The sequence below is a fragment of the Paenibacillus sp. M-152 genome (genome assembly GCF_003856555.1).
Lineage (GTDB): Bacteria > Bacillota > Bacilli > Paenibacillales > Paenibacillaceae > Paenibacillus > Paenibacillus polymyxa_C.
This window is the reverse complement of the sequence record NZ_CP034141.1, coordinates 1,398,057-1,424,578: the sequence shown is the minus strand read 5'-3', so window position 1 is coordinate 1,424,578 and position 26,522 is coordinate 1,398,057. Positions and strand designations below refer to the sequence as shown.

Sequence of the window (26,522 nt, the reverse complement as noted above, 5' to 3'; positions counted from 1 at the left end):
GAAAGAGTATCTATCAAGGAAGAAACAAAGCGTTTCCGGGAACCACCGCTTTCGCTTCATGCTGACTTTCCCACATCAGACGAGCCATCGCATCGCCTTTTTCATCATAGTATTCCACTTTTAGATCTACCATTTTACCTGCTTCCAAAGCAATACTGCCTTTACGCTCTGTCCAGCTTTGTTTGAACCAACTGTCAATCACCAGCTTGCCGTCTACCCATACGCGAATACCATCATCGGATATAGTTGTAAATGTATAGGTCTCGCTGTATTGTGGTTTGATTTTACCTGTCCAGCGAACCGAGAACTGGTCGGCATTTACCTTAGGATCAGCAGCAACGGCGCGCCAGTTATAATCCAGCTTGCTGTCTGTACGGATCAAAACAGGACTGCCGTTCACATTCATATTGTTAAAATATTCGCCCCGCAGCCCGTTCACATATACTACATCAGGAACAGAAGGAGGAGTCGGAGCTGGGGGTACGATTACTACTGGCGGAACCGGGATAGGCTCACTTTGTCCCTCATCCGGTAAAGTCGGCACATCTGCCCCAGGTTGTTGGATTGCTGCCAGCCCATTTTTCACATCATCCCGTGTCAAACTCCTCGAATCGTTCATATAATCCTGTATTTGATTGGTTGTGTTATTCTCAGTCAGCATCTTGCCCCAAGTCATGGAATACACCCATTTGGGCTGTGCCTGCAACACCTCAGAGCTAGGCATCTCACCATGCTCGCCAATGGCAATCGGCTTATTCCGTGCCAACCCGAGCAGTCCTTCATAATGACTTTGCTTAAAATCATTGTTGTAGATGTCTACTGCCAAAATATCCACTTTGTCATCCCCCGGATATTTCGGGGTATACGGGACAGTGTAGGAATTGGGAGCATTGGGACTCCACACCCACAGCAGATTGTTCAACTGATGCGTGTTTACAAAACGGTCGTACATGATATTCCATAGCTGATTGAAATTGTTTTTGTTTCCCCACCAGAACCAGTCACCATTCATTTCATGATAAGGTCTCCACAATACTGGAACACCTGCATCACGAAGCTGCTTTAACGATACAGCGACCTTATCCAGATCGGCAATGAAGAGGTTATACTGCGTAGTGCCTGGTGTCACGTATTTATTGAACTCCGCCTGACTTACTTTCGCCTGCACATTGGCCCAAGTCAGCGGTCTACCCGGCAACGCTTCATGAAAAGTCATCGTCACAATGCCACCAGCTCTGCTCCAACGAATAGCGCTATCGACGACATTTTTACGTTGTGCTGCTTCTGTAGTGTCGGATTGACCAGAGATGGCTCCCATCTCATAGCCGTGCAAACCCACATACGCCTGGCTGATTTTTTGGACCTTGTTGCTTAATTCATCTGGACTTTCCAAATAATCATGCTGACCAGTGACTGTTTTCTTTCCAGAGATGCTGAGTAAATAATTGTATAGTTCACGGGCCTGAGTAGAAGCGTCCGAATTAACAGGTTGTAATGAAGCGGCATTCACCACAGACAGAGAATCACCAAAGCCGACGGGAAACAAAGAAAAAAGTATAACAACGGGGAGTACATGACGTATCAGTCGATACAGAGGAATAAAATTGAATCTCACTTTAGCTCTTCCTTTCGGTAGCCAGGCTGCCATCCTTACGGGAAGGCCCTTTAGCTTTGCGTACCAGTCTTTCGACAGGGCTGCGTTTATCGTTGGAAGGAGTTTGGATTCCTTCTTACCCTAAGTATCGACTTTTTTTTACCAAAATTTAATAGGTCATGTTCATGAATTTACAGGTTTTCGCCCAATTTCGACAGTTTGGGCCATTATTTTTCATCAAATCTTCTTTTTTACGTTTTTACGCAAATAATTACGAGATAAATTGATGACGAGAAATTTCATTCCAATCCATACAAAAGCGTACAATATCCTCTTCAACCAACTCAGAGCCAGTCTGAACTTCAATCAAATCCACATCGGTTACAGCCAAAATGCTATGCTTCGTCCCTTCAGGGATGCGAACTACGTCACCGGCCTTTACTTTATGCAGCTTCTCATTCAAAATAATTTCCGCTTCGCCGCTAATAATGGTCCAGATTTCACTTCGTTTGAAGTGAAGCTGGTAGCTGATATTTTTACCTTTGTGTACGCGGATTCGTTTGGTCAGTACCTCATTACCCTCGTCATACTTTACATAGTCTACAACCCGATACTGTCCCCAACGACGTTCTTCATACATTGGACGCTGATCATGAGCCTTGAGCACTTCCTTGATGCGTGGACTTTCTGCCTTATTGGTCACAAGAATGCCATCTGGGCTAGCGGCTACAATCAGATCATTCGTTCCAATGATCGCCACAGGAATGTCCAACTCATTAATAAGACTCGTATTGACGCAATCTTCCGTTACTACCCCTCTACCCACTTGCTGATGAGACATCTCTTCTGTGAGTGTATTCCAGGTTCCTAGATCCTTCCAAAAACCATCGTACGGAAGCACCACGATGTCTTTTTCCTTCTCGACTACTTCGTAGTCAAAGCTGATTTTTTCCAGAGACGCATATTGTTTTTGCATTTCTTCATAATTCAGCGGCAGGCCCTTGGATGCCAAAATATCCAGCAAATAGCTTAATTTGAATGCAAAAACCCCGCAGTTCCATAGAGCATTGCGTTCCATTAGACGCTCCGCCTGCTCCCGGTCGGGTTTCTCTTGAAAATGGCTCACTTCGCGGTAGCCTGTGCTACCTTGAGTGGCATCGTTTTTCGGAATAATATAACCGTATTTCTCTGAAGGATAGGAAGGGACAACCCCGATTAGTGCAAGCTTTCCTTCACTCTCCTGAAGTGTATGTTCGAGTTGGGCTACGGAAGCAAAGAAAGCATCCTCTACATAAGGATCTACAGGCAATATAGCTATAATTTCATCAGGCGAAACACCCGCAATGGAATATAGATAAGTCGCTGTCAGCGCAATCGCAGGAAAGGTATCTCTGCGTTCCGGCTCAACAATGATGCGCGTATTCGAACCGATCTGACTCTGGATCATTTCGACCTGCGCTCTCCCTGTCGCAATAAACGAGGATTCGGATAATCCGTTGTCTCCCAATTGTCTCCATACCCGCTGTACCATGGATTCCGAAATCCCTTCCGGGCTCTCCAGGACCTTCAAAAATTGTTTGGAACGGGAATCGTTGGATAACGGCCATAATCTTTTACCGGAACCACCAGACAAAAGTACGAGCTTCATAAATCTCCACTTCCTCTCTATATTGGTTGGTGATCGAATGGGGCAAGGTTGAGTGACCCGCTACGGGCTCGATTTGATCTTACGATCGCTGTTGGACCGGGATTCATTCGATTGTATAAAATCGTATCAAGGTTTGAATCCCGGTCCAAAGGCGAACGCTATCGCTTCTCCAGATTCAAATCCATTCCTGCGCTACTCAAAAAATGCATCATATCGATCATACCTTGTGGTGCAAAAGGCACGACCGGACATTATTAAGTCCGGTCAGCCTGTAAAAATCTCACGCTTTCGGGCCTTGCCCGCTGTGCTTACAAGCTTCTAGTAATCGAGGTTTCGTAACGCCTTGCCAAGATTGCCTTCGTCGACTACCGCAATGGCGTTTTTGCTCTACAGGAGCAGCATAGCGTATCCGCATGAGGCTTGCTCCGCAGGGAGCGCCGCGGTACAGCGTATAGCGCCTTAATCGGAAGGAGCGGCTCAACTATGCCGCTCCTTCTGATACGCCCTTCTACTCCCATCCCATAAGGTGGGAGATTAAACATCGTGACTTGGTGCGGCAAAAGCAGCGGAGCGGGCAGAATTGTTCTGAAGAAGCGTCAGCGTTTGCCTTTATCCCCGGATTTTAACCTTTGAATGTTTAATACAATCCAGAAAATCCGGGGGTAACAGCAATCGGAAGAACAATCTGCACGCGCAGCGCCTTCAGCGCCTCCCACATCACCACAGTCACTTTTTAATCTGTCACTTTTAAACTTCCACTTTATCTCTGTTCCACCCACTCATCCGCGGACGACCCACGGAGTAGTATTCCAGCCCAGAGCCTTGGATCTGTTCCTCGGTGAATACGTTGCGACCGTCAATCAGAACTGGCTTGTGTAGAATGGAGCCCAATTGCACGAGATCAACTTCTTCGAACTCTTCCCAATCCGTCAGCAGGCACACAGCATCGCTTCTTTCGGCGGCTTGCTGCGGGGAGGAGCACCATATAATATTCGGGTGATCTACGCGCTCCTTGAATTTATCCATCGCAATGGGATCATACAGCTTGACAATAGCACCTGCCTGAATGAGCGTTTCTACGATTTCCAGTGCTGGAGCTTCGCGGATATCATCTGTATTGGGCTTGAAGGCGAGGCCCCAAATGCCAATCGATACGCCGTTTAGCTGACCCAGCGATTCACGCAGCTTGGATACAATCATAAAGCGCTGGTCGGTATTCACCTCGACCACCGATTTTAACAACTTAAATTCATAGTCTACATTACCCGCAATTTGGATGAGCGCATTCGTATCTTTCGGGAAGCAAGAGCCCCCGTATCCGATCCCTGCTTGCAGGAAAGAGGAACCAATCCGTTTGTCCATGCCCATACCTTCAGCCACACAGGTAACGTCCGCGCCAACCTTTTCACAAATATTAGCAATCTCGTTAATAAACGAAATTTTAGTTGCCAGGAACGCATTGGAGGCATATTTGATCATTTCAGCACTGCGGATATCCGTCACATAGATTTTATCCGTGAATACCTGATGCAGAGTGACCATTGTTTCACGCAAACCTGTATTGTCCAAACCAATAATGACGCGATCTGGATGAAGCGTATCATTGATGGCTGAGCCTTCTCTCAGGAACTCCGGCGCGGATACAATATCAAAAGACAAACTCGTATGACGAGCCACTACGTCCTTAATCTTTTCGTTCGTTCCGACAGGTACGGTACTCTTAGTCATAATAATCTTGTACCCGTTCATGGCTTTCCCGACATCGGCGGCCGCCTGTTCAATGTAGGACAAATTCGCCTCGCCGTTAGCCAGTGAAGGCGTACCTACCGCTAAAATGACGATATCCGAGCGACGTACCGCATCGGCCAAATCCGAGGTGAACTCTAAACGGCCAGCTTCCAGATTCAACGCGATCAATTCCTCAATACCTGGTTCATAAATCGGAGATTCCGCACGGTTCAACATATCGATTTTGTACTGTTCCAGATCGACACAAATTACCTCATTACCTTTTTGCGCAAAACATACACCCGAGACGAGTCCAACGTATCCAGTACCGATTACAGCCAGTTTCATTCCGTTCATCCTCCTTTTAGAAAGTTCACATAGGCTTGTTCTACATACTTTTTCAATTGATCCTTGAAGTTATCTTCATCAAATTTGCGGGCATGGGTAATGATATCGTCCACATTCCATGCATGTTGCTCAACCTTTGCGACGGCCTCTAGCACATCGTCTACTTGATGCTTGCGGAAAAATACGCCGTTCACATGAGGAACAATCGTATCCAGCGCTCCCCCACCCTGAAAAGCGATAACGGGCCGTCCGGCCGCATTCGCCTCCAAAGGCGTAATACCAAAGTCCTCTTCCCCCGGAAAGACAAGTGCCCGGCATTCGGCCATCAGCTTGTTAACCTCTTCGTCTTCAAGCCTGCCGAGGAACTCAATGTTCGGGGCAGCCATGGCTTCGAGTCGTTTACGATCCGGTCCTTCGCCAACGATGCGTAACTTAAGACCGTTACGTTTGAATGCCTCAATCGCGAGATCAATGCGCTTGTAGGACACCAAACGAGATACGATCAGATAATAGTCACCGATGCTTGTAGCACGTTTAAAACGGGATGTATTGATAGGAGGAAAAATAACATCTGCCTCCCGTTGGTAATAGTGCAGAATTCTCCGCTTGACGACGGAAGAATTGGCGACAAACTGGTCTACGTTGCGAGAAGTTTTGGCATCCCATGTTTTCAGCCTGTTCATGTACAGCTTTAGCATATTTTTGAGCAGGTTGGATTTGGACTGCCGGGCCATATATGTATCGTAATCCCAGGCAAACCGCATCGGTGTGTGACAGTAACAAATGTGAAACGTATGTTTGGGTACCTGGATGCTTTTCATAAATGCGCTGCTAGAGCTTAAAACAATGTCGAAATCCCTAAAATCAAAATCACGGATAGCGATGGGATACAGCGGCAGCACTCCTTTGAAGTTGGCCTTCACTCCTGGGATGTTTTGTAGCCAAGTGGCTCTAATATCCGCATCCTTCAAGTTGCGCGACAGACGCTCGTCGCTGAACACCGTTGTGAAGATGGGAGCCTCCGGATACATATCATGGAATACCTCTACTACCCTTTCCGCTCCGCCCATTTGGATTAAGTAATCATGTGCTATCGCTATTTTCATCTGAATCATCCTTTAACGCGAATGTCGGTCAGACTCCTGCCAACAAACCCTTATAGTAATGAACTATATCCTTAACAGTGTTCTCGATGACAAAATGCTTCTTGACCCGTTCCATCCCTCTCTCACCCATCTGCTGACGTTCCTGTGGATGCTCCAGCATCCAGCGGATGGCTTCTTCCAGCTTGGCAGGGTCTCCCGGTTCAATGAGCAGCCCGGTTTCATTGGGTACCACCGTTTCCTTGGGACCACCTTCGTTTGAAGCGATCACTGGCAAACCTGCAGCCATGCCCTCAATAATGACCTGACCGAATGGTTCCGGTGTAATGGAAGTATGAATTAGCAGATCACAGCGCTGCATCAGACCCTGAATGTCGTCGACGTGTCCCATCAGATTGACGTTGGTCAACCCATATTCGCGCATCGTGGATTCCAATCGTTGTTTATATTCCTCTTCTCCGAACAACGCATCTCCAGCCAGCCAGAATTTCACACGCTGATCTGGTAAAAAAGAACGTGCCGCTTCCAGTAAAATATGTTGTCCTTTCCATTCCGCCAATCTGCCGACCAACACGACGTTAAACGAGTCATCGCCACGCAATTGCGCAGCCGAATCACGAGCCGTAATCGCTTTGGCAAAAGCGGAGTAGACGACGAGCGTCTTTTTGTCCGGGGGTAATTCCAATGCACTCAGCGTGGATTTGGAATTGGCAATCACACCGTTAGGCAAAAAGCGGGACATGAGTCGAATCCCTTTGGCTACAATCGGCTTCAGATACGGCGGACCGATGTGGTCACGGATATGCCATATCAACGGCAGCTTCGCCGATTTGGCGGCTACTGCACCATACAGTGCAGATTTGAGTGAGTTCGTGTGCACACACACGACTTTTTCCTCGCGCAACAATGGCGCGAGTTTCCTGCCGTAAGCTAGCAAACGAAAGGCTGCTGCAGGCGCACCCAGATTGACGGCATTTCGTCCCCGATTACGAATCGAATCATCTAGTGGAACAATGCGCACATCAATATCACGCTGCCGAAGCCGATCCGCCAAATCGCCCTCCTCCGCCAAAATAACGAGCGGGTCGATATGTTCCCCGATATTCGTCAGTATGTTATACAAAGCAACTTCGCCGCCGCTCCATCTTGCCGTATGGTCAATATAAGCTACTCTCATCATTTCGCCGCCGCCTTTCTGTCAAGGACCTGTCGGAACACCTCTTCTACCTGTTCCGCTACATGTCCCCATGTATATCTGCTCAGGACATGGTCCCGGCATTCCCGTGCATTCGGTAGAAGTTCACGATGATCCAGCACACGCAGCAACCCTGCAGCAATAGCTTCACTGTCCGTCCCCTGGAACAATAGCTCAGGACGGAATCCTCTTAAGATTTCCTTGTTGCCGCCTACAGGAGTGGCCAGCACCGGTAGGCCCGAGGCCATCGCCTCAACTGTGATCAGACCGAAACCCTCTAGTGCCTGTGTTGGCACAACAAACAAGTTCGAGGCTTGATGGTACAGGGGCAGCTCCTCATCCGACACATAACCAAGCAACCTTACATGGTTATGAAGATTGTATTCCGCCACCTTGGAAGCCAATTCCTCCATCAAGGGACCCTTTCCACCAATCAGCAGCAGATGATCAGGGTGTCGCTCGGTTACTCGTCGCCATGCTTCGAGTAGCTGTAGCAGACCCATGCGATTAACAAGACGCCGAACGGTTAGCACAATCGTCGCATTTTGCGGCAAATTCAGCCGCTTACGTACGGCCTCCTGATCCTCTGCCGGATGAAACCTTTCTACATTCGCCGCACCAGGAATAATATGAATTTTGCTAAGTGGTACTTTATAGTGCTCGTGCAAAATATCCCGAAAAGTCTCGCTTAGCACTATAAATTTATCCGCCAGACCATAAGCTTTCATTTCAATGGATTTGGCCAACGTCGTTTTAAGAAAATGCTTAATTCCCTGTCCTTCAATCTTCATTTCCTCCGTCCACGGTCCGTGGAAGGTGGTAACGACAGGGATTCCTCTTTTTTTCGCCTCCAGTGCCGGTCCGACACTATAGGGAGCAAAATGGGAATACAGCACATCGATCGGTTGCTTGTCGAACAGTTCTGCTGCATATTTTTGCATCAGCTCTCGGCGCTTCCAGATGGATTGCTGCTTGCTGCCAATCGAATGAATACGAATACGTTCAGGCGCCTGAGGCTGCTCATCACTACAAATTAGAGCATCCAGCGTATTGCGCTCTAGCGTAAGCTGCTCACAGATGGATTTGAAATATGTGTTGAGACCTCCTGGCTGTAAGGACGGCCAGCTCAATCCCGTTGCCGCGATACGAAATCCGTTATTGTACGACATAGCTGGTTTCTCCTTTCTGCTCGGTCTGTCCGCCATCCACGACTTCTATCTTTTTTCGCCGCTTGGTTAACTCATAATGCTTGAAACAGACGAGAAACTCATACATCACCCAGAAAACAGCTACGGCAAAACCCGCCAACCCCTTACGGTATAAGCCTTGAACAAAATACTTCTGTACAAAGCGGGCGGGAGGTCTCCACAACAGTCTGGTAATCCGAAAGGATCTTCCTTTGTTAAATGCCGTCTCTGCTTCCAGATCTGTATATTTGTTAAAACGGGTCATATGATCACTGATGCTGCGGAATCCATAGTGCCATAACACGCCCTCCAGATTGATGATCTGGGAAGAGGCTACATCTGGCATTTCATGAACAAGACTATTCGTAATGCCATAAATTCGCCGATTGTACAAACGAACCAAATACTCGCCTTTGTTCATCCATTTGCCGAGAAAATCGCCAATGCGAAATACGGAATAGGCTTTGGCCGGATCGTGGAGCGTTTCCTTTACTTTCAATAAGTCACCAAGCAACTCTGCATCCACTACTTCGTCTGTATCAATCAGGAAAATCCAATCAAATTCCGCTTTATCAACACCAAACATGCGCTGTTTGGCATAACCGGGCCATGGGTTGGAAAACACCCGACAGCCCAATGATTCAGCTACCTGAATCGTATTGTCCTTGCTCCCTCCGTCAATGACGACGATATCGTCCGCAAAGGGCTGGCAGGATTTAATGGCAGCAGTAATTCGAATGCCATCATCCTGAGCGATAATAACTACGGATATCCGGTTGTCCGCGGGAACGCTAGACATGTGGTTCATTAGCGGGTGCCTCCTTCTTTATCTAACCGTTAACTGGCTTTTTCCGGATGTAGTGTGACATCGTTGATCGGAGCCATTGAAAATCTTGTTTGGAAATAACCAGTCTTGGAATTTTCATTTTCAGAACGAACTTAACATTACATAAAATGAAAACGAACCGTAAAATCCCCGAAGACAGCATTGCTATCCCTGCACCCGTCAATCCATATCTCGGCACGAGTATGGACAGCAATGGAATGACGAGCGCCAATCCGACACCCTGTAGAATGGTAACCAGTTTGGGCTTACCCAACGCCATAAATTGTTGTGCCAGCACCATGGTACCTCCACTGATAGCAACCTCAAGCACCAGAAACCGGAATACCGTAAGCGCTTGTTTAAACTCTTGACCATATAACAATGTGAATACGAACGGAGCAACCAGCATTAACATCACTGCAGCCAAAAAGGTTGCCGTTGAAGTCACTCGAAATGCCCGAAATGTTATGGCCACCGCCTCTTCCTTATCCAGCCCGGAGGCTTTGGGAAACAGCACAACAATGATCGAGGTTGAAAATACATTTACCATCCGGGCCAGGCTGACCGCTACCGCATATAAACCGAGATCAGCGGGTCTGAGCAGACCCGCAATCAAAATCTGGTCAATGTAAGTGGAAACCTGCCCCATGAGATCATTCCCGTATGAACCCATACCGTAGGTAAAGAGATTTTTAAATTGCGTCCAGCTGTTCTTCACCTTTGGTTTGTACAGCCGAATCATTCGTATCGTGACACCGATATAGATCGGCAAGCCTGGCAGTAAGTAGGCCAATGCTGAGGTGTACGGATTCATCGTCCCCGTCAGGATCAGAATCGCCAGTCCAAGCAGCGTACTTAGTGGTACCAGATACCGAAATAAATTGTACTGTTTATATTCCGAGCGAACTTGAAGCAATGCATTATTGATCTGTGAAATCGCTATGAGTGGACACATCATCATGGAGCACTGCGCGAAAAGTATGACAGATGAAGAAAAAGAGCGCAGCCAATAAGGAATTAGAAATACTCCGATGAGTGTCGCCATCCCCCCGAACACCGTAGCCAGCAGCAAGGCCAGACCATACAGCTTACCCGTTTCCTCAGGTTTCCTTTTGGCATTGTAAATCAATGCAGACGGAACACCGAAGCTCATGCAGAAGGCAAGAAATTGGGACCAGTTCACCATCGCTGTCTGTTCTCCGCGTCCAGTAGGACCCAAGAATCGTGCCGTCAGCACACCAGTCAGCATATTCACAACGAGAATCAGCATACTGAATATCATCGTTTTTACTGCTGCAGAGCTGTTATCCTTGCTTTTGGCAAACCGAATCACCGTGGACCATAGTGTCCGGACAGGTGCGGATAATGCTTGTAAGTTTTGCACAGCCTTTACCTTCTTTCCGCGATGACATCTTTTGCCCATAGTCCTATTCCGATCATCATCCAGATCAAATAGCCGCGCATACCGGGGAAACCATTATCCGATATGAGACTGGCTACAGCTCCGGCCCATGTAGCCAACGCCAGTCTGATATAAGGCTGACTGGAATTCCGTTCGGCAATACGGACGAGAAGGCGCTTGATGATAACGATCAGACCACCGAAGAAAAAGAATGCTCCGCAAATACCGAAGGTGAGGAAAATGGCAATATATCCATTATCCATAATCCCAAGTTCACCGAGATCGCCGCCGTTATCAAGCTTGGTTCCGATTCCTACACTCCCGATCCCCTGCCCGACCGGATTGCTAGTAATCGCCGGAAGCATTGTATGCAGTAGATCCAAACGTTCATTGTACGAATGATCCTGTTGAATATCTGTCAACGTCTGCATGCGAGCCACCAAACCTTCTGCCCCCGGAAGTTTTGGAACGATGAAGTAGAGAAGAAGGCCGACGATAGCAAGTTGAAACAGAGTCTTCCACTTTCCTTTGGAGGATGAGCTGAGAATGTAAGCCAGCAACATGACGAATGCAATCAGCCAAGCTGAACGTACGAGCGTGACCAAAAGACAAACAACTGTTAGCAGGACTCCAATCCATCCCAAAGTGCCTCGCCACCGTTTCTCCATCAGCATCGGTACAAGTGCCATTGCCAGGAAGATAGCGCATGGGCCGGGCGAGTTCATGGAAGAAAACACTCTGATTTGAAGCGGTTCTGGCACCCCAATGGAATTCATTTCCACATGATTCATCCAAAATGCATCCCAAGGAGGCACCGTCAAGTACTGAATAATGCCGTATATCGCTACAAGAACAGCAATGTTGGCGTATGAATACAGCAGTCGGTCCAGCTCCTTTGCTTTCATTGGCTTAATCGCAAGATAAGGCAATAGAAGCAATGGAACCACATAATTGGCCAAATCATAAGCAAAAACAATACCATTTTTGAATAACCCGACCACACTTCCGTAGGCCAATTCTATGCCGAATAATACAGCAATTCGGGTTAATGGCTTTTCCGCCAGATGAATACCCCGCAGCACAGGAATGATCAGCATGCTGCTTACCAGCAGCGGCGCCACGCTCAACAAGGAAACCGAGTGATACGTTCCCTCCAACCAATCTGCAATGCGGCGGATTTCCGGGCCTACTGCCCACACCACCAGTGTGTAAGAAATCAGTAGCCGTGATTGCAAGATCGCCAGCAGGAAGGCCGGAAAAACGATCGCCAGCAATATGGCTCCCTGCTGGCTCGTGGTGGGATTCATCTTGGCGCTGACAAATCCGATGGCGAGTGGCAGCATACAAGCCAGCACCCCCATACCAATCATGCCGATTCCACGCCGACTTCCTAGCCAGAAGGAAATCTGCTGATCTGCCAACCGACTCATGTTTCTCACCCCTGGCCTCCCTTCATCCGCTTCCGCTTGAACATCTCTTTAAACAGCAGAACGAGGAACTGGGAATCCTCAATCAAATATCTTTTCCACAATCGTTTAGGCTCCTGAGACAACCTCCAAAACCATTCAAATCCTGTCTTCTGCATCAGCTCCGGTGCTCTCTTTACATTCCCCGACAGGAAATCAAAGGTCGCTCCCACCCCAATCGAAACTGGAGCGCGGTAAGTCTCATAATATCTGTAAATCCATTTTTCCTGCTTCGGTGCTCCTACACCTACAAAAACGATGTCTGGGCGAGCCTCTTGAAGCAACTGGATAATGTATCTGTTCTCCTCTTCGTTTTTCTCAAAGCCATAAGAAGGAGAATAGCAGCCCACCACATTCATGTTTGGATAGGATTCCTGGAGATTAAGCATAGCCTTCTCAGGAATACCGTCAGCTGCACCCAGAAAAAACAAACGATAGCCTCGATCCTCAAATGCCTCTCCCAGCCGGGTGAACAAATCGGAGCCTGACACCTTTTGTTTGAGGGGCTTTTTCAGTAACTTAGACGCCCAAATGATAGGCATTCCATCGGCCACTACAGCTCCGGCATCCGAATATACCTTGCGGAATTCATCATCCTTGCGAAGCTTGATCACATGATCGACATTACAGGTCAAAATGTAGGAATGACGCTGATGCTCAATAGAAGTATCTATAAATTCGAGTAGATCATTAAAATCGTAATTATCAAAGTTGACATCGAACATGTTCACTCTGCTCATCGTATCACTTCTCTTTGCGAAAATCGGTTTGAGTAGATGTTTGGTATAATGCATTCAAATACCAGCAAAACGGAATAATCATCTGAACCGTCGACAACGTATTATCTGAAAACGAGTAGATCAAAAAACCTGCAATTAAAGTGGCAAAATAAGGTTTAATAGACTTGGCAAGTGACCGGTAAATAAGAGCGAACACGATCAGTAATGAAAGCATTAAGAGCCCGCAACCGATATATCCGGTATCAAAATAAAAGCGTATATACTCGTTATGCGGTACAACAAAACCATTAAATAACGTCCCGTCGTTCGCAACCGTTACCGCGCCAAGTCCTCTGCCTGACCAAGGGTAATCATGTACTCTGTTCAAAAAATATTCCCATGCCTCCGAGCGTCCCGATAGGTCAATGCCTGTGTCGGTCTCCCGTTCGAAGGAGCGTTTTTTTAAATTGTTCCATTGCAGGGCCACCGCCCCCAGAGCAACCAAAAACGATCCGGCCAGCGGTAGCAAATAATTGACTTTTCCCTTGAGGTATTGACGGGCAATATCAAACAGATACACAGCAAACATTAATAACAATGCCAGAATCGGCCCACGTGTACCGGTGGCGATCAGGATTAAAAAGTTCAGTGCCAACACCGTGTAATAAAAGGCAGCTTGCCTAGGTTTGCGCTTGACCTCAATCAGCGAGACGGCAATTCCGAGAAAGGAGAGCATTGCCAAATGCGGCGGTATATTCGCTCCTTGTACTCTGACTGCGCCCGTAAATTCCACATCCGTAAATGAATGCAACCCTAAAACCTGCAAGCCTAATCCAATGACCACACTAATAATCGGCAACAGGCTGATCAACCGAATATGCTTTTCCGCCACATCCTTTTTCCACTGGATCAGTAAAAAAAAGAAGGGCAGTGATAGTCCCACGAACGCCTTGACGGCAATCGAGGTCGTTAACAAAGGCAGCCATGCTGAAAATCCAAATGTAATCCCCAGCATGATCACCAATGCCCAGACTGGATAGCTGAACTTGAGACGAATGCCATATACGAGCATGCAAGGCACTAGCAGAGCCAAGATGCCCAATTTGTACAATGACAATATCTCAATGCCGAACACGCCACCCTGATACAGAGAATCGACCGAGACCGCTGTGCTTAGCAAAACTGCATAGCTGATGCGCTCTGGATGATGGATAGAGACAGCCAACAAAAGCAGTAAGCATACCGCTGCAATACTGACCACAGGTTGATAGGTAGCTGCAATTCCTACAGCAAGAGCGCCTAGTAGAAAAATAAAAACATGCTGTATGGTGTTTATTCTGGAAGTCCAAGGATAGTTACTCATGTTCAATCTTTCACCCCGCAGCTGACTCGCTTTTCCGGTTGCGCAGTGTATCCAGCGTTCCGCGGATATTTTCAAGCCTGCACCGGTTCAACAGCTTCCTGCCCTCAGTACGTGCCAGCAGGGAATCCACCGTGATGTATAACACTTTGGCTGCCACTTTTGCCATCAGCATCGCGTTGCCGCGCAGACCTGCAGCCTGAGCAGCATTAGACATACCCTGACAATAGTAGCGATTCATAATCCATTCTCTCGTTAAGCGTGAAGCCGGAACAAAATGTTCTACAGCCATGTGTGGATGATACATAATCGTTCCACCATTTTTACGGATTTGCTCGAATACCCACGATTCTTCACCAGATAGTAGGATATCTCCCTTTCTGCCCAAGTGAAGCGGGAACATGACGGCGGCGAAAGCCGTTTTGCGCATAGCCATATTCGCTCCAAATGGATTCAGTCCCGCCGGATATTCACGAACGGATTTCCCCAGATCAATAATCGTGTAAGGCAGTTCAAGCGGCCCTGTCAACCAGTTCGGCCGTTCCGTCTCAAACTTAGGATCAATTTTCCCACCCATAGCCGTCAGCTCGGGATTGTTCCCAAAGGCCGACATAATCGTTTGCAGCCATGTAACACACGGAATTGCATCATCATCCAGAAAAGCAATGACGTCTGCTTTTGATAACGTAATGCCGGCATTACGAGCGGCAGACAGTCCTTGTTCGCGCTCATAATGATACCGAAGATGAATATGCTGACCGTGCGCAACGGTGAATCTTTTGATCGTCGCTGCAGTGTGATCGGTGGATCGGTTATCGACCACAATGATCTCAGCCAGTGCAAGGTCTTCCAGCTTCAGCAGAGACATTAACGTTTTCTCCAGCAGGTCCGCCCGGTTATAGGTGCAAATAACGACGGACACTGCGGGACATCGCTTAAATGCATCCATCAGTAAGCATCCTTGGAGAACAGCATCTTAACGCCTGTTTTCATGATAATTTTCAGATCGAGCCACGTATTGCGAACATGAATATACTTCAAATCCATTTGCACCATTTCTTCGAAGCCTACACTGTTACGTGCGCTCACCTGCCAGTAACCCGTACATCCCGGCGTTACAATCAGGCGCTGCTTGTCATAATCGGAGTATTGCTCAACCTCGCTGGGCAACGGCGGGCGCGGACCGACTAAAGTCATGTCTCCAACCAACACATTCCACAGCTGCGGAATCTCATCAATACTCGTCTTGCGTAGAAAACTGCCAATTTTCGTGATCCGAGGATCGTTTTTAATTTTGAACATGGCGCCGCTCACTTCATTCAGCTCCATCAAGTCCTTTTTCAGTTCCTCGGCATTGGACACCATTGAACGGAATTTATACATATCGAATAACTTCTCATTCTTGCCCACCCGAGTTTGCTTGAAAAACACACTTCCCTTTGGATCTTCGAGCTTAATCAGAATGGCCACCACTGCAAACAGCGGGAGCAAGACGATTAAGCCCACGAAAGACAGCAGCATATCAAGGAGGCGTTTTGTGACCAGGTAGGACGTTTTATCCTGAATTTGTGTATTTCCGTATGGCATGTAAAACGCTTTACCTGACATGACAGCCTCGCCATCCTCCGGTAAATTTTCCATGCTCATGCTGACGTACCTCCTCTCAACCCGCTGTGGTTGCTTTCTCGGTCTTTTTCAGCCATTCATTCATGGCCTCCATAACCGGATACTTCAAATCATCGCTGGCAAGTGCAAATTCAAGAGTGGTTAAAATATATCCAAGACGTTCACCTACGTCATAACGCGTGCCTTCAAAGTCATAGGCGTATACACGTTCACTCTGATTCAGCTTTTGGATCGCATCCGTCAACTGAATTTCGCCGCCAGCTCCTTTTTCCTGAAGATCAAGATATTTGAAAATTTTCGGTGAGAACACATAACGACCCATAATAGCCAGATCGGATGGGGCTGTGCCTGGAGCCGGTTTTTCAATAAAATTATTCACTCGGTACAATCGTCCGTCCTGTTGGTCCGGTTCAATGATGCCATACCGGTTCGTGAATTCCTGTGGTACCCGCTGCACGCCGATCACAGAATTTTGTGTTTCCTCATATTGATCCATCAGCTGGCGCAGGCAAGGTTTTTGACCTGTTACGATATCGTCGCCCAACAGCACACCAAATGGCTCGTCCCCGATAAAGCGTCTTGCGCACCACACCGCATGTCCCAGACCTTTCGGTTCTTTCTGGCGAATGTAATGGATTTCCACTCCCGAAGAACGCTGTACTTCCTCCAGAAGCTTCAGCTTACCGTCCTCGAGCAGCTTTGATTCCAACTCAAATGCGTTGTCAAAGTGGTCCTCAATGGCACGTTTACCTTTACCCGTAACGATAATAATGTCCTCGATACCAGAAGCAATCGCTTCTTCCACGATATATTGAATCGTAGGCTTATTGATAATCGGAAGCATTTCCTTAGGCATTGCTTTGGTAGCAGGGAGGAAGCGCGTTCCCAATCCTGCTGCTGGAATAATGGCCTTCTTCACTTTTTTCATCATCGCACTCATTCTCCTTGCTTCATCGAATTTTGGTGTTGCTTACTTCACCTGATTCATCACAATTCCAACCAGCGTCGCGCTAGCCTGCTCCATGAGTTGCTTTGTTTTGCGTAGATCTTCCCGTTTGGTCCGGCCATGCTTGGCAACGAGAATCACACCATCCGTCAAGCCTGCAATCAGGCGAGCATCCGTATAATTCAGCGCTGGCGCCGAATCAAGTAAGATGATGTCATATTCACGTTTAAGCTCTTCCATCAGCTCTGCCATACGTTCGCTACCGAGCAGATCTGCTGCGTTATACAGACTGTCCCCACCAGGAACAACCGATAGCTCCAGTCCACCATGCCTAACGATAGATTTGGAAGATGCCCCACCGCGCAAATAAGCCGATAGACCTCCGGTATTCTCCATACCGAATATCTCGTGCAGCGCTGGTCTATGCAGATTGCAATCCACCAGAGCCACCTTCTTGCCTTCTTGAGCAAAGGAAACTCCGATGTTGGCGATCATTGTTGTTTTTCCCGCTCCGCTTTCCGGCGAGGTTAACAAAAGAACCGTCCCACGGTCCTTTTGCCCGATCACCTGCTGCCGGATGTATGTACGGAGGGATCGAAATGATTCCGAGATATACGATGATGGATTACTTTCTGTAATCAACATGTCATTCAATCGCAGCATATTTACGCTCCCCTACCCGTTCTTTGGAATTTCCGGCCACTCCATCGATGTCCTTCTTGCGAATGACGGGAATCAATGCAATTACAGGAATGCCGATGTCTGCATCCGCTTCTTTTTCCGTACGTAGCGTGCCGTTAATGCTTTCCAGGAACACAATCGTGCCCAGCGCAATCATCAGCGATACGAGAAAACTAATCGCAATATTCATGAGCGGATTCCCATTAATCGGGTCAGGATTGGCCTGCGGGTCCGCTTCATTTAAAATTTTCACATTATTTAATTCCATCAATCCAGGAACCGTCTGCACGAATTTCTGGGTTACTGCGTTTACAACCGCTGCGGCCTGAGGATAATTCCCTGCCTCAAACGTCAAGCCAATCACCTGACTTTTATCCGAGGATTTAATCTGCAGCTTCTCTGCCAACTTTTGCGACGTCAAATTGAACTCAGGATGAGTCGCTACCACAGCGTCCATAATTTTAGGCGAAGTGAGAATTTGCTTGTAGCTTTCCACCAAATTAAGACTTGTGTTGACGTCATTCAGATTGTTACTCCCCTGCTTGGCGGAAATATGATTAACCAGCAGTTGGCTTGAAGCGGAGTAGACTGGCTTTACGACATTGTCGCTCACAATGTAAGTCGTTACGCATGAGAGAATGACAAAAATCGCAATCAGCCACAATCTTTTTTTGATTAGGACTAGATAATCCAAAATGGTTTTCTCCACAAAAATCCTCCCTCCCACACAATTTCTCTTCTTATTTTAAGTATGATCTAATTGTAACAATCCGTTGTATAGACGACATGGAACCGAACGGCACTTTCTCCCTCACTACAGAGGAAGGGGGATGTATACTTTTGGACACGGCATGGTATACTTTTGTACCATACTTTGTCGATTATGGTAAATAGAAATGAAAAAATCCTCAAAACCACCAAATTTGGTGATTTTGAGGATTTCTCTATGCCACTTGCATATGAAACTACTGCGTAGCTTATGGGGTTAGCGCATCATCATATTGGTTGGCTCGTACTTTGCTAGACCAATCGCATTGGCATATAATGCTGCCTGCGTACGATCTGCCAGTCGCAGCTTGGCCAAGATCTGACTGACATGCTTTTTGACGGTGAACTCACTGATAAATAAACGGGATGCTATTTCACGATTGCAAGCCCCTTGCCCCAGTTCGACCAGCACTTCTTTTTCCTTTGGTGTTAGGTCGTCCGTGAGATTGCCCGCATCTTCACGTAGCTTATTTTCGAGAATAGCCGGATCATAATATTTGCGTCCTTTGTTGACAAGATGAATCGCGTAAATTAATTCCTCAGGCAAAGCCTCCTTAAGCACATAACCATCCACAGAGGCTTCCTCCGCTTTCAGAAAATCTTCACGTGTTGCAGAAGAGGTCAGCAAAATAAATTTGCTTCTGAACCCGCGTCCGCGCGCTATCTTGATAATATCCAGACCTGATTCATCAGCTAATTTCAAATCCAGCAGCACCAAATCCGGATCCGTTTCCTCGATCACTGCAAGTGCTTCCTGTTGATTCTGGGCCTCTCCCGCGAACTGAACATTAGGCTGCATGGATATAACCGCAGCGAGTCCTTTCCGTACTAAAGGATGATCATCGACAATGACAATTTTCATGATTCGGCCTCCTGTCTACAGTTCAGGATTTGCATAATCCCTATGTATCCGATTGTTACCGCAGATTTTGTATTGCAGAATGTTCACACATTGTATTCAAGGATTTTATAAAATCCTCATTCATAAGCATTTACCGGAATGGACAATCGAATCTGTGTTCCCTCTCCGATTCGACTTGAAATATCAAATTCGCCTCCCATCGATTGAGCTAAATATTCCATATTCATCATGCCCAGGCCCCCGCCTGCACTGACCGCCTCACCTCCTGCTACCATTCTCGCCGTCTCAAACCCTACTCCGTCGTCATGAATAGACAGTCTAATCACTTGGGGCGTCAATTTTAACTTCACATCAATTCGCTTGGCCAATCCATGACGGATTGCGTTCCCCGCCGCTTCGGAAATGATGCGGAACAAAGCCTTTTGGTACAAATACGGAAGTGAATAATGATCACCATGGATATCAAAATCAATTTGTACATGGTTCAGCTTGGAGAGTGTATGCAGATGGCTTTTCACCGTACCCAACCAAGTTGAGCCTCCGCTTTTTTTCGAGCTTAGGCTATGAATTGCCCCCTTCAGCTCTCTAACCGCTTGATTGGCCGATTGCTGAATTAAATCAATTTGCTCCTCCACCTGCTCCTTAGGCTGATGGCACCAAGTCTGTCGGAGAGAATGGGTTGCGTACACAATACCAAAAAGACTTTGTGAAACATTGTCATGCATTTCATTTGCAATCCGGTTCTGCTCATTCGTCACAATCAACTGATTCTCAATACGCTCCAGCTCATAGCGTTCCAAAAACACAGCACTCAGCTCAGCTAAGAATATCAGTTGTTGCACAAGCCAGCGTCTTCCTGTCAAACTCTGATCCGGTCCCAGCTTGAGGCCAATCGTCGCTACAAAGCGGGTCGTCATCGGTACGGTGATCATGAGAAAGTCGCCCCATTCCGGTAGATGTCTGAAAAATGGTTCGCGCTCTTCCCTGAACTCCTCCCGGTAATTCTCCAGTTCCTCGAATAGCTGCTCCTCTTCCTCTACCGTCCAGCCTGTCTGGCTGCTTGCCGGTGCATCTTCCTCCTGACTATCCAGCCAGAAAAATGCACGGCTCTGCTTGGTTAGCTTGACAGTGTAATCCGAGATGACCTGACCCAGATTTAATGCCTCATTATGGCTGGTCGTCTCCATGATGTGATAAATCGACTTGATATGATCCATCGTCTCATTGGCTTGTTCTTTAGCCACCTTCAGTTCGTCCTTCATGACGCGAATAACCTGCATTGCCATTGTGGTTACGATCAATACCAGAAACAGATTAATGTTCTGCAATATAAGATCCCACAAAAAATATTGACCTGGTGTAAAAAAGATATAACAAAATGTGAGCACCAAACCGATATAAGAAAGTAGGAGCGTCCAGCTGTACCTCATGGATAGATGAGCACAAGCTACCAGCATGGGAGTAATCACATACCATTTGAACGGGCTATTGATCCCTCCGGTTGGGAATAACAGCAAAATGATCCCTGCGGTTTCTAGTGCAATACTGCATTTCAATACCATATCATGAAGTCTGTATTTACGGTAAATCCAAGTAAATGCTGTAACGGATAAAAATAGAAAAACAATCAGTAATAGCTTCTGCCATACCATTAATCTAGATGTTTCGAACAGAAAAACAAGTGATGTTAAAGATAATGATACATAACGGTATAAAAAAATCATTTTGTCTTCTGCTGACTTCTTCAACTTCATCCTGTCACCCTATTCTGTGTTTTGAAGGGACGATGGGCATATTAGGCTTGTTTGCGTACTCTAAAAAAATCATAACCAATCCAAAAATAAATAACAAGACATAAACTCTTACGTAAACGGTTACATTCCAAAAAATTTGGTACTTTTTATAACATATTTACCGTTTCAGGAAAACATTTTGGGGGTAATGTCAGAATTTATGACGTTTGTCAAGGTGATAAATCACATTTTTGTTAGCCTGAAAAAAGGACTTGCTGGTACCGCCGTGACTATAACAGCGGTATTCAGCAAGTCCTTTTAGTGAATTTGGCGATCTGCTTTTTAGCCCCCGGTACGCGCCAATTCACGCATATTGGCTTCAAATGCTGCCAGTAGAGCTTCATCCCCGCTCAAACCGGTCGCCTCTTCTTTTTGAATCTGTTCAACCATACGCTTGTAATCCTTTGGAATCACCCGTACAAATTGCTGAATCGCAGTCTGCCATTCATCCAAAATACGTTGTCCCGCTTCACTACCCGTGTAAGTGACATGGCGCTGGATCAAGCCGCGCAAATCCGCCGCTTCTCCAGGATCTTCCACATCTTCCAGCAACACCATTTCCAGATTACAACGGCTCAGGAACGTCCCCTCAGGATCATAGACGTATGCAATACCTCCGGACATCCCGGCTCCAAAGTTCCGTCCGGTTCCACCCAATACAGCTACACGTCCGCCCGTCATGTATTCGCAGCCATGATCACCAACACCCTCAACAACAATACGTGCGCCGGAGTTCCGAACAGCAAAGCGCTCGCCTGCGATTCCGTTAATATAAGCTTCACCGCTGGTCGCTCCATACAAGGCTGTATTTCCGATGATAATGTTCTCTTCTGCCTTAAAGGTCGCTTTGTGAGATTTCTTTACAATAACTTTACCACCAGATAGCCCTTTACCGACATAATCATTGCTATCGCCTTCCACGCTCAGCGTGATGCCTTTCGGAATAAACGCTCCAAAGCTCTGACCTGCCGATCCAATGAAGTTAAAGCGAATCGTATCCTCAGGCAGACCTGCCGCCCCATACTTACGTGTGACCTCGCTGCCCAGAATCGTACCTACTGCCCGATTCACGTTTGTAATAGGCAAGGTACCCTCTACAGGCGTTCCGCTCTCCAGTGCCTCCGCAGCCATCGGTACAAGCTTCAGTATATCGAGTGTTTCTTCCAGTCCGTGGTTTTGACGTTGTACGCGGTAACGTACACTTCCGTCTTCCAACTCAGGAACATGCAGCAGCAAGCTCAGGTCTACACCCTTCTTCTTCCAATGCGAATCGGCGTTCACTGTATCCAGACAATCCGTACGGCCAATCATTTCCTGAATCGTGCGGAATCCCAGCTCCGCCATAATTTCACGGACATCTTCTGCGATGAAACGCATAAAATTCACCACATGGGCAGGATCACCCATATAATTTTTGCGCAGCTCCGGATTCTGCGTAGCCACACCAACCGGACAGGTGTCCATTTGGCATACCCGCATCATAATACAGCCCAACGCTACGAGCGGCGCTGTTGAGAAGCCGTATTCTTCCGCACCCAACAGGGCAGCTACTACCAAATCACGTCCAGACAGCATTTTGCCGTCTGTCTCCAGCACCACGCGGTCGCGCAGGTTGTTCAGCATGAGCGTCTGATGCGTCTCAGCCAGCCCTAGCTCCCAAGGCATACCCGCATGGCGGATGGAGCCTTGCGGGGAAGCGCCTGTACCACCGTCATAACCGCTGACCAGAATAATGTCAGCACGGCCTTTGGCTACCCCTGTAGCAATCGTGCCCACGCCTACCTCTGATACCAGCTTTACGTTAATGTCAGCACGTGGATTGGCGTTTTTGAGATCGTAGATGAGCTCTGCCAAATCCTCGATAGAATAAATATCGTGATGCGGTGGTGGCGAAATCAGGCCTACTCCTGGCGTGGAACCGCGTACCTCGGCGACCCAAGGATACACCTTGCGTCCTGGCAGTTGTCCACCTTCGCCCGGCTTCGCACCTTGCGCCATTTTGATCTGAATTTCGTCGGCATTCACCAAGTAGTTCGACGTTACACCAAATCGACCAGATGCCACCTGCTTGATCGAACTGCGACGTGAATCGCCATTAGCATCCGGGATAAAACGCGCAGGGTTCTCCCCGCCCTCACCCGTGTTGCTTTTGCCACCGATTCGATTCATTGCAATCGCCAAATCTTCATGCGCTTCCTGGCTAATGGAGCCGAAAGACATAGCCCCTGTTTTAAAGCGACGCATAATCGATGCAGCAGATTCCACTTCATCCAGCGGCACAGGCTCACCAGCAGGCTTCAATTGAAGCATGGAGCGAATCGTCAAATACTGTTCAGATTCACCCTGTACCAGCTTGGCGTACTTCTTGTAAAGCTCGTAGTCTCCTGAGCGTACCGCCTGCTGGAGCAAATGCACTGTTTGCGGGTTAAACAAATGCTCTTCTCCATCGTTACGCCATTGGTATTCGCCGCCCGAATCAAGCACCTTGTCGTTGCCGTCCTTATCCGTGAAAGCACGGTTATGGTGGGCCAATGCTTCCATTGTCACTTCCTCCAGACCAATACCGCCGATACGGGAAGGGGTCCAGGTGAAATAACGGTCAACAAACTCCTGTTTCAGACCTACAGCCTCGAAAATTTGCGCTCCACGGTAGGATTGAATCGTGGAAATTCCCATTTTGGACAATATTTTAACGACACCCTTGGTGGCCGCTTTAATATAATTTTTAACTGCCTTTTCGTGCGAGATGCCGCGCAGCAAGCCCTGTTGAATCATAACATCCAGCGTTTCAAACGCCAGATACGGATTAACCGCACTCACACCGTAGCCCAGAAGCACCGCATAATGGTGAATATCTCTTGGCTCTCCGGATTCCAGCAAAATGCTCACACGTGTGCGTGTACCCTGCTTAATCAGATGGTGATGCAAGCTGGATACAGCTAGCAACGCCGGAATGGCTGCATTTTCCGCATCCACTCCACGGTCAGACAGAATCAGAATATTATGACCTTTGTCAATGACACGGTCAGCTGCCTCAAACAGTCCTTCCAGCGCCTTGTATAAGCCCTCAGCACCTTCTTTTGCTTCAAAGAAGATCGGAATGGTCATGGATTTGAAGCCTGGACGGTGTACGTGACGAATTTTGGCAAATTCTTCATTAGACAACACCGGTGAATCCAACCGAATCTGACGACAGCTTTCCGGTTCTGGGTGCAGTAAATTGCGCTCTGGTCCAATCGTCGTTGCAGTTGACGTCACTATCTCTTCGCGAATGGCGTCAATTGGCGGGTTGGTAACCTGAGCAAACATTTGTTTAAAGTAATTGTACAAACGTTGCGGACGGTCAGACAATACCGCCAGTGGAGCATCATACCCCATTGAGCCAATCGGTTCCGCACCTGTAAGTGCCATCGGCTCCAAAAGTTTGCGCAGTTCTTCAAACGTATACCCAAAAGCGAGCTGCAACTGATTTACATTTTCATGCTTCGGCTCTGGCTGCTCCAGTGCTTCAGGTAGATCATCCAGATCAATCAAATGCTCATCCAGCCACTGCTGATAGGGTTCTTCGGATGCGATACGCTCCTTTAACTCTTCATCAGAAACGATGCGGCCTTCTTGGGTATCCACCAGTAGCATACGCCCTGGACGGAGACGATCCTTATAAAGCACATTTTCAGGAGCAATATCCAATACACCCGCCTCAGATGACAGTGCGATCAGATCGTCCTTGGTCACATAATAACGTGCAGGACGCAGGCCGTTGCGGTCAAGAATCGCCCCGATTTGGATACCGTCTGTAAACGCCATCGCAGCAGGTCCGTCCCACGGTTCCATCATGGTGCTGTGATATTCATAAAATGCCCGCTTCTTCGGATCCATGGTTTCATGCTTGTTCCAAGGCTCAGGCACCATCATCATAGCTACATGAGGAAGCGAACGGCCACTCAGATACAGAAACTCCAGCGTATTATCAAACATGGCTGTATCCGAGCCATCTGGGTTGATGACAGGTTTTACCTTCTTGATATCGTTACCAAACGCTTCACTTTCAAACTGTGTCTGACGCGCATGCATCCAGTTTACGTTGCCACGCATGGTATTAATTTCACCATTGTGAATCATAAAACGATAAGGATGCGCACGATCCCAGCTCGGGAACGTATTTGTGCTAAAACGGGAATGGACCAGCGCAATCGCCGATGTCACTCGCTCATCCTGCAAATCCAGATAAAATTTGCCTACCTGCTCGGTTGTCAACATTCCTTTGTATACAACCTTGCGACATGACAAACTTGGAATATAGAACGACTCACCATTCATATCCTCTTGGTTATAGCGAATAGCAAGCTCTGCACGTTTACGAATGACATACAGTTTCCGTTCAAAGTCTAGTTCTTCCTTCAAATCGCTACTGCGGCCGATGAACACCTGACGCACACCTGGTTTAGCTGCTTTTGCCGATTTACCCAGCATTTCGTCATAAGTTGGAACATCGCGAAAGCCCAAACAGTTTTGACCTTCGTCCATAATGATTTCTCTGAGTTTCTGCTCATGCATCTCACGAACTTTTGAATCATTGGATACAAAAAGCATGCCTACGCCATAATGTCCGGCCTTTGGCAATTTGAAGCCCAATCGCTCTGCTTCCTCTTGAAAAAACAAATGAGGAACCTGAATCATGATCCCTGCTCCGTCACCGGAGTTTGGTTCACTTCCCTGACCGCCCCGATGCTCCATGTTTACGAGCATGGTCAAAGCCTGACTTACAATATCGTGCGATGGTTTTCCCTTGATGTGGGCAACAAAGCCCATGCCGCAGGCGTCTTTTTCGAATTGGGGATCATATAGTCCCTGTTTGGGTGGTAAACCTGTCTGTCTCATGGAACGCAACCTTTCTGTTATAAAGTCATGCTGGCCTGAAATACAGGCGGCCGAATAGAAGACAGTGGCAACAAGAGGTAAATCAAAGAACAACTACGAGGAATGGGGGACAAAAACATAAAACGTATTCAAGGCGGTACGGTCCGCCGAATGCGTATGTTTTTCAATAATTATGCAATGGCTTGACTTGAAAAACACGTCGATTCCACTGATGAATCTAATTAGTTCTATCATTTTATCATTGACCTATTGTGTTAGCAATTCAAAGTTTTTATGATTGTGATAATAAATCTTTTACATTACAGCTTCAACGTAACAATGCAAGAATATATCATTTTTATGTATAAATATTCATTAAAAAAGTCAGCCTTTTCTATCCCTTAAAGAAT

Annotated in this window: 19 protein-coding genes and 1 riboswitch; all 19 genes read right to left on the bottom strand. The window is 47.3% G+C overall.

Translation table 11 applies throughout. The features are described from left to right. Positions 1–13: 13 nt before the first annotated feature. Positions 14–1,615, bottom strand: coding sequence for a glycosyl hydrolase (locus tag EGM68_RS06290; RefSeq protein WP_013369827.1), 1,602 nt, complete (start codon positions 1,613–1,615; stop codon positions 14–16). A gap of 13 nt (positions 1,616–1,628) precedes the next feature. Beyond that, positions 1,629–1,710, bottom strand: a riboswitch (cyclic di-GMP riboswitch). A 155-nt stretch (positions 1,711–1,865) separates the two neighbouring features. Then, on the bottom strand, positions 1,866–3,242 hold the full coding sequence (locus tag EGM68_RS06285) for a sugar phosphate nucleotidyltransferase (RefSeq protein ID WP_013369826.1): 1,377 nt from the start codon (positions 3,240–3,242) through the stop codon (positions 1,866–1,868). A gap of 747 nt (positions 3,243–3,989) precedes the next feature. Further along, complete coding sequence (locus EGM68_RS06280) at positions 3,990–5,318, bottom strand: UDP-glucose dehydrogenase family protein (protein ID WP_129548845.1); 1,329 nt, start codon at positions 5,316–5,318, stop codon at positions 3,990–3,992. Between the two features lie 5 nt (positions 5,319–5,323). Continuing rightward, positions 5,324–6,424 (bottom strand): glycosyltransferase, encoded by a 1,101-nt coding sequence (locus EGM68_RS06275; RefSeq protein WP_013369824.1) that lies wholly within the window; start codon positions 6,422–6,424, stop codon positions 5,324–5,326. 28 nt (positions 6,425–6,452) lie between these two features. Next, positions 6,453–7,601: a glycosyltransferase family 4 protein gene (locus tag EGM68_RS06270; protein ID WP_013369823.1), complete on the bottom strand. Its 1,149-nt coding sequence runs from the start codon at positions 7,599–7,601 to the stop codon at positions 6,453–6,455. Then, positions 7,598–8,785, bottom strand: coding sequence for a glycosyltransferase family 4 protein (locus tag EGM68_RS06265; RefSeq protein WP_013369822.1), 1,188 nt, complete (start codon positions 8,783–8,785; stop codon positions 7,598–7,600). Before EGM68_RS06265 ends, EGM68_RS06270 begins: the two co-directional genes overlap by 4 nt. Then, positions 8,772–9,611, bottom strand: coding sequence for a glycosyltransferase family 2 protein (locus tag EGM68_RS06260; RefSeq protein ID WP_013369821.1), 840 nt, complete (start codon positions 9,609–9,611; stop codon positions 8,772–8,774). The genes EGM68_RS06265 and EGM68_RS06260 overlap by 14 nt, the downstream gene beginning before the upstream one ends. A 22-nt stretch (positions 9,612–9,633) precedes the next feature. Further along, the gene (locus EGM68_RS06255) at positions 9,634–11,013 is read right to left on the bottom strand and encodes a lipopolysaccharide biosynthesis protein (protein ID WP_014599533.1); all 1,380 of its coding nucleotides are present in this window, start codon (positions 11,011–11,013) and stop codon (positions 9,634–9,636) included. A 5-nt stretch (positions 11,014–11,018) separates the two neighbouring features. Further along, positions 11,019–12,461: an O-antigen ligase family protein gene (locus EGM68_RS06250; protein ID WP_129548844.1), complete on the bottom strand. Its 1,443-nt coding sequence runs from the start codon at positions 12,459–12,461 to the stop codon at positions 11,019–11,021. 5 nt (positions 12,462–12,466) lie between these two features. Beyond that, a complete protein-coding gene (locus EGM68_RS06245; RefSeq protein WP_014599532.1) occupies positions 12,467–13,237 on the bottom strand; it encodes a WecB/TagA/CpsF family glycosyltransferase in 771 nt (256 codons plus the stop codon). 4 nt (positions 13,238–13,241) lie between these two features. Beyond that, complete coding sequence (locus EGM68_RS06240; protein ID WP_013369817.1) at positions 13,242–14,579, bottom strand: O-antigen ligase family protein; 1,338 nt, start codon at positions 14,577–14,579, stop codon at positions 13,242–13,244. 10 nt (positions 14,580–14,589) lie between these two features. Continuing rightward, a complete protein-coding gene (locus tag EGM68_RS06235; protein ID WP_025678646.1) occupies positions 14,590–15,525 on the bottom strand; it encodes a glycosyltransferase in 936 nt (311 codons plus the stop codon). Further along, positions 15,525–16,223 (bottom strand): sugar transferase, encoded by a 699-nt coding sequence (locus EGM68_RS06230; RefSeq protein WP_013369815.1) that lies wholly within the window; start codon positions 16,221–16,223, stop codon positions 15,525–15,527. Before EGM68_RS06230 ends, EGM68_RS06235 begins: the two co-directional genes overlap by 1 nt. A gap of 16 nt (positions 16,224–16,239) precedes the next feature. After that, a complete protein-coding gene (gene galU, locus EGM68_RS06225) occupies positions 16,240–17,130 on the bottom strand; it encodes a UTP--glucose-1-phosphate uridylyltransferase GalU (RefSeq protein ID WP_025364257.1) in 891 nt (296 codons plus the stop codon). 42 nt (positions 17,131–17,172) lie between these two features. Further along, positions 17,173–17,811, bottom strand: a complete 639-nt coding sequence (locus tag EGM68_RS06220; protein WP_013369813.1) for a CpsD/CapB family tyrosine-protein kinase — start codon at positions 17,809–17,811, stop codon at positions 17,173–17,175. Beyond that, positions 17,795–18,538, bottom strand: a complete 744-nt coding sequence (locus EGM68_RS06215; protein WP_129548843.1) for a YveK family protein — start codon at positions 18,536–18,538, stop codon at positions 17,795–17,797. The genes EGM68_RS06220 and EGM68_RS06215 overlap by 17 nt, the downstream gene beginning before the upstream one ends. A gap of 276 nt (positions 18,539–18,814) precedes the next feature. Further along, positions 18,815–19,459 (bottom strand): response regulator, encoded by a 645-nt coding sequence (locus EGM68_RS06210; RefSeq protein ID WP_013369811.1) that lies wholly within the window; start codon positions 19,457–19,459, stop codon positions 18,815–18,817. A gap of 116 nt (positions 19,460–19,575) precedes the next feature. Continuing rightward, positions 19,576–21,213 (bottom strand): sensor histidine kinase, encoded by a 1,638-nt coding sequence (locus EGM68_RS06205; RefSeq protein ID WP_013369810.1) that lies wholly within the window; start codon positions 21,211–21,213, stop codon positions 19,576–19,578. A gap of 321 nt (positions 21,214–21,534) precedes the next feature. Further along, positions 21,535–26,133: a glutamate synthase large subunit gene (gene gltB, locus EGM68_RS06200; protein ID WP_129548842.1), complete on the bottom strand. Its 4,599-nt coding sequence runs from the start codon at positions 26,131–26,133 to the stop codon at positions 21,535–21,537. Positions 26,134–26,522 lie beyond the last annotated feature (389 nt).

Excerpts from the sequence above, each read along its gene's own strand:
- EGM68_RS06285 (WP_013369826.1), bottom strand. The coding sequence starts at position 3,242 with ATGAAGCTCGTACTTTTGTCTGGTGGTTCCGGTAAAAGATTATGGCCG.
- EGM68_RS06280 (WP_129548845.1), bottom strand. The coding sequence starts at position 5,318 with ATGAAACTGGCTGTAATCGGTACTGGATACGTTGGACTCGTCTCGGGT.
- EGM68_RS06275 (WP_013369824.1), bottom strand. The coding sequence starts at position 6,424 with ATGAAAATAGCGATAGCACATGATTACTTAATCCAAATGGGCGGAGCG.
- EGM68_RS06270 (WP_013369823.1), bottom strand. The coding sequence starts at position 7,601 with ATGATGAGAGTAGCTTATATTGACCATACGGCAAGATGGAGCGGCGGC.
- EGM68_RS06265 (WP_013369822.1), bottom strand. The coding sequence starts at position 8,785 with ATGTCGTACAATAACGGATTTCGTATCGCGGCAACGGGATTGAGCTGG.
- EGM68_RS06260 (WP_013369821.1), bottom strand. The coding sequence starts at position 9,611 with ATGAACCACATGTCTAGCGTTCCCGCGGACAACCGGATATCCGTAGTT.
- EGM68_RS06250 (WP_129548844.1), bottom strand. The coding sequence starts at position 12,461 with ATGAGTCGGTTGGCAGATCAGCAGATTTCCTTCTGGCTAGGAAGTCGG.
- EGM68_RS06245 (WP_014599532.1), bottom strand. The coding sequence starts at position 13,237 with ATGAGCAGAGTGAACATGTTCGATGTCAACTTTGATAATTACGATTTT.
- EGM68_RS06240 (WP_013369817.1), bottom strand. The coding sequence starts at position 14,579 with ATGAGTAACTATCCTTGGACTTCCAGAATAAACACCATACAGCATGTT.
- EGM68_RS06235 (WP_025678646.1), bottom strand. The coding sequence starts at position 15,525 with ATGGATGCATTTAAGCGATGTCCCGCAGTGTCCGTCGTTATTTGCACC.
- EGM68_RS06230 (WP_013369815.1), bottom strand. The coding sequence starts at position 16,223 with ATGAGCATGGAAAATTTACCGGAGGATGGCGAGGCTGTCATGTCAGGT.
- galU (WP_025364257.1), bottom strand. The coding sequence starts at position 17,130 with ATGAAAAAAGTGAAGAAGGCCATTATTCCAGCAGCAGGATTGGGAACG.
- EGM68_RS06220 (WP_013369813.1), bottom strand. The coding sequence starts at position 17,811 with ATGCTGCGATTGAATGACATGTTGATTACAGAAAGTAATCCATCATCG.
- EGM68_RS06210 (WP_013369811.1), bottom strand. The coding sequence starts at position 19,459 with ATGAAAATTGTCATTGTCGATGATCATCCTTTAGTACGGAAAGGACTC.
- EGM68_RS06205 (WP_013369810.1), bottom strand. The coding sequence starts at position 21,213 with ATGAAGTTGAAGAAGTCAGCAGAAGACAAAATGATTTTTTTATACCGT.
- gltB (WP_129548842.1), bottom strand. The coding sequence starts at position 26,133 with ATGAGACAGACAGGTTTACCACCCAAACAGGGACTATATGATCCCCAA.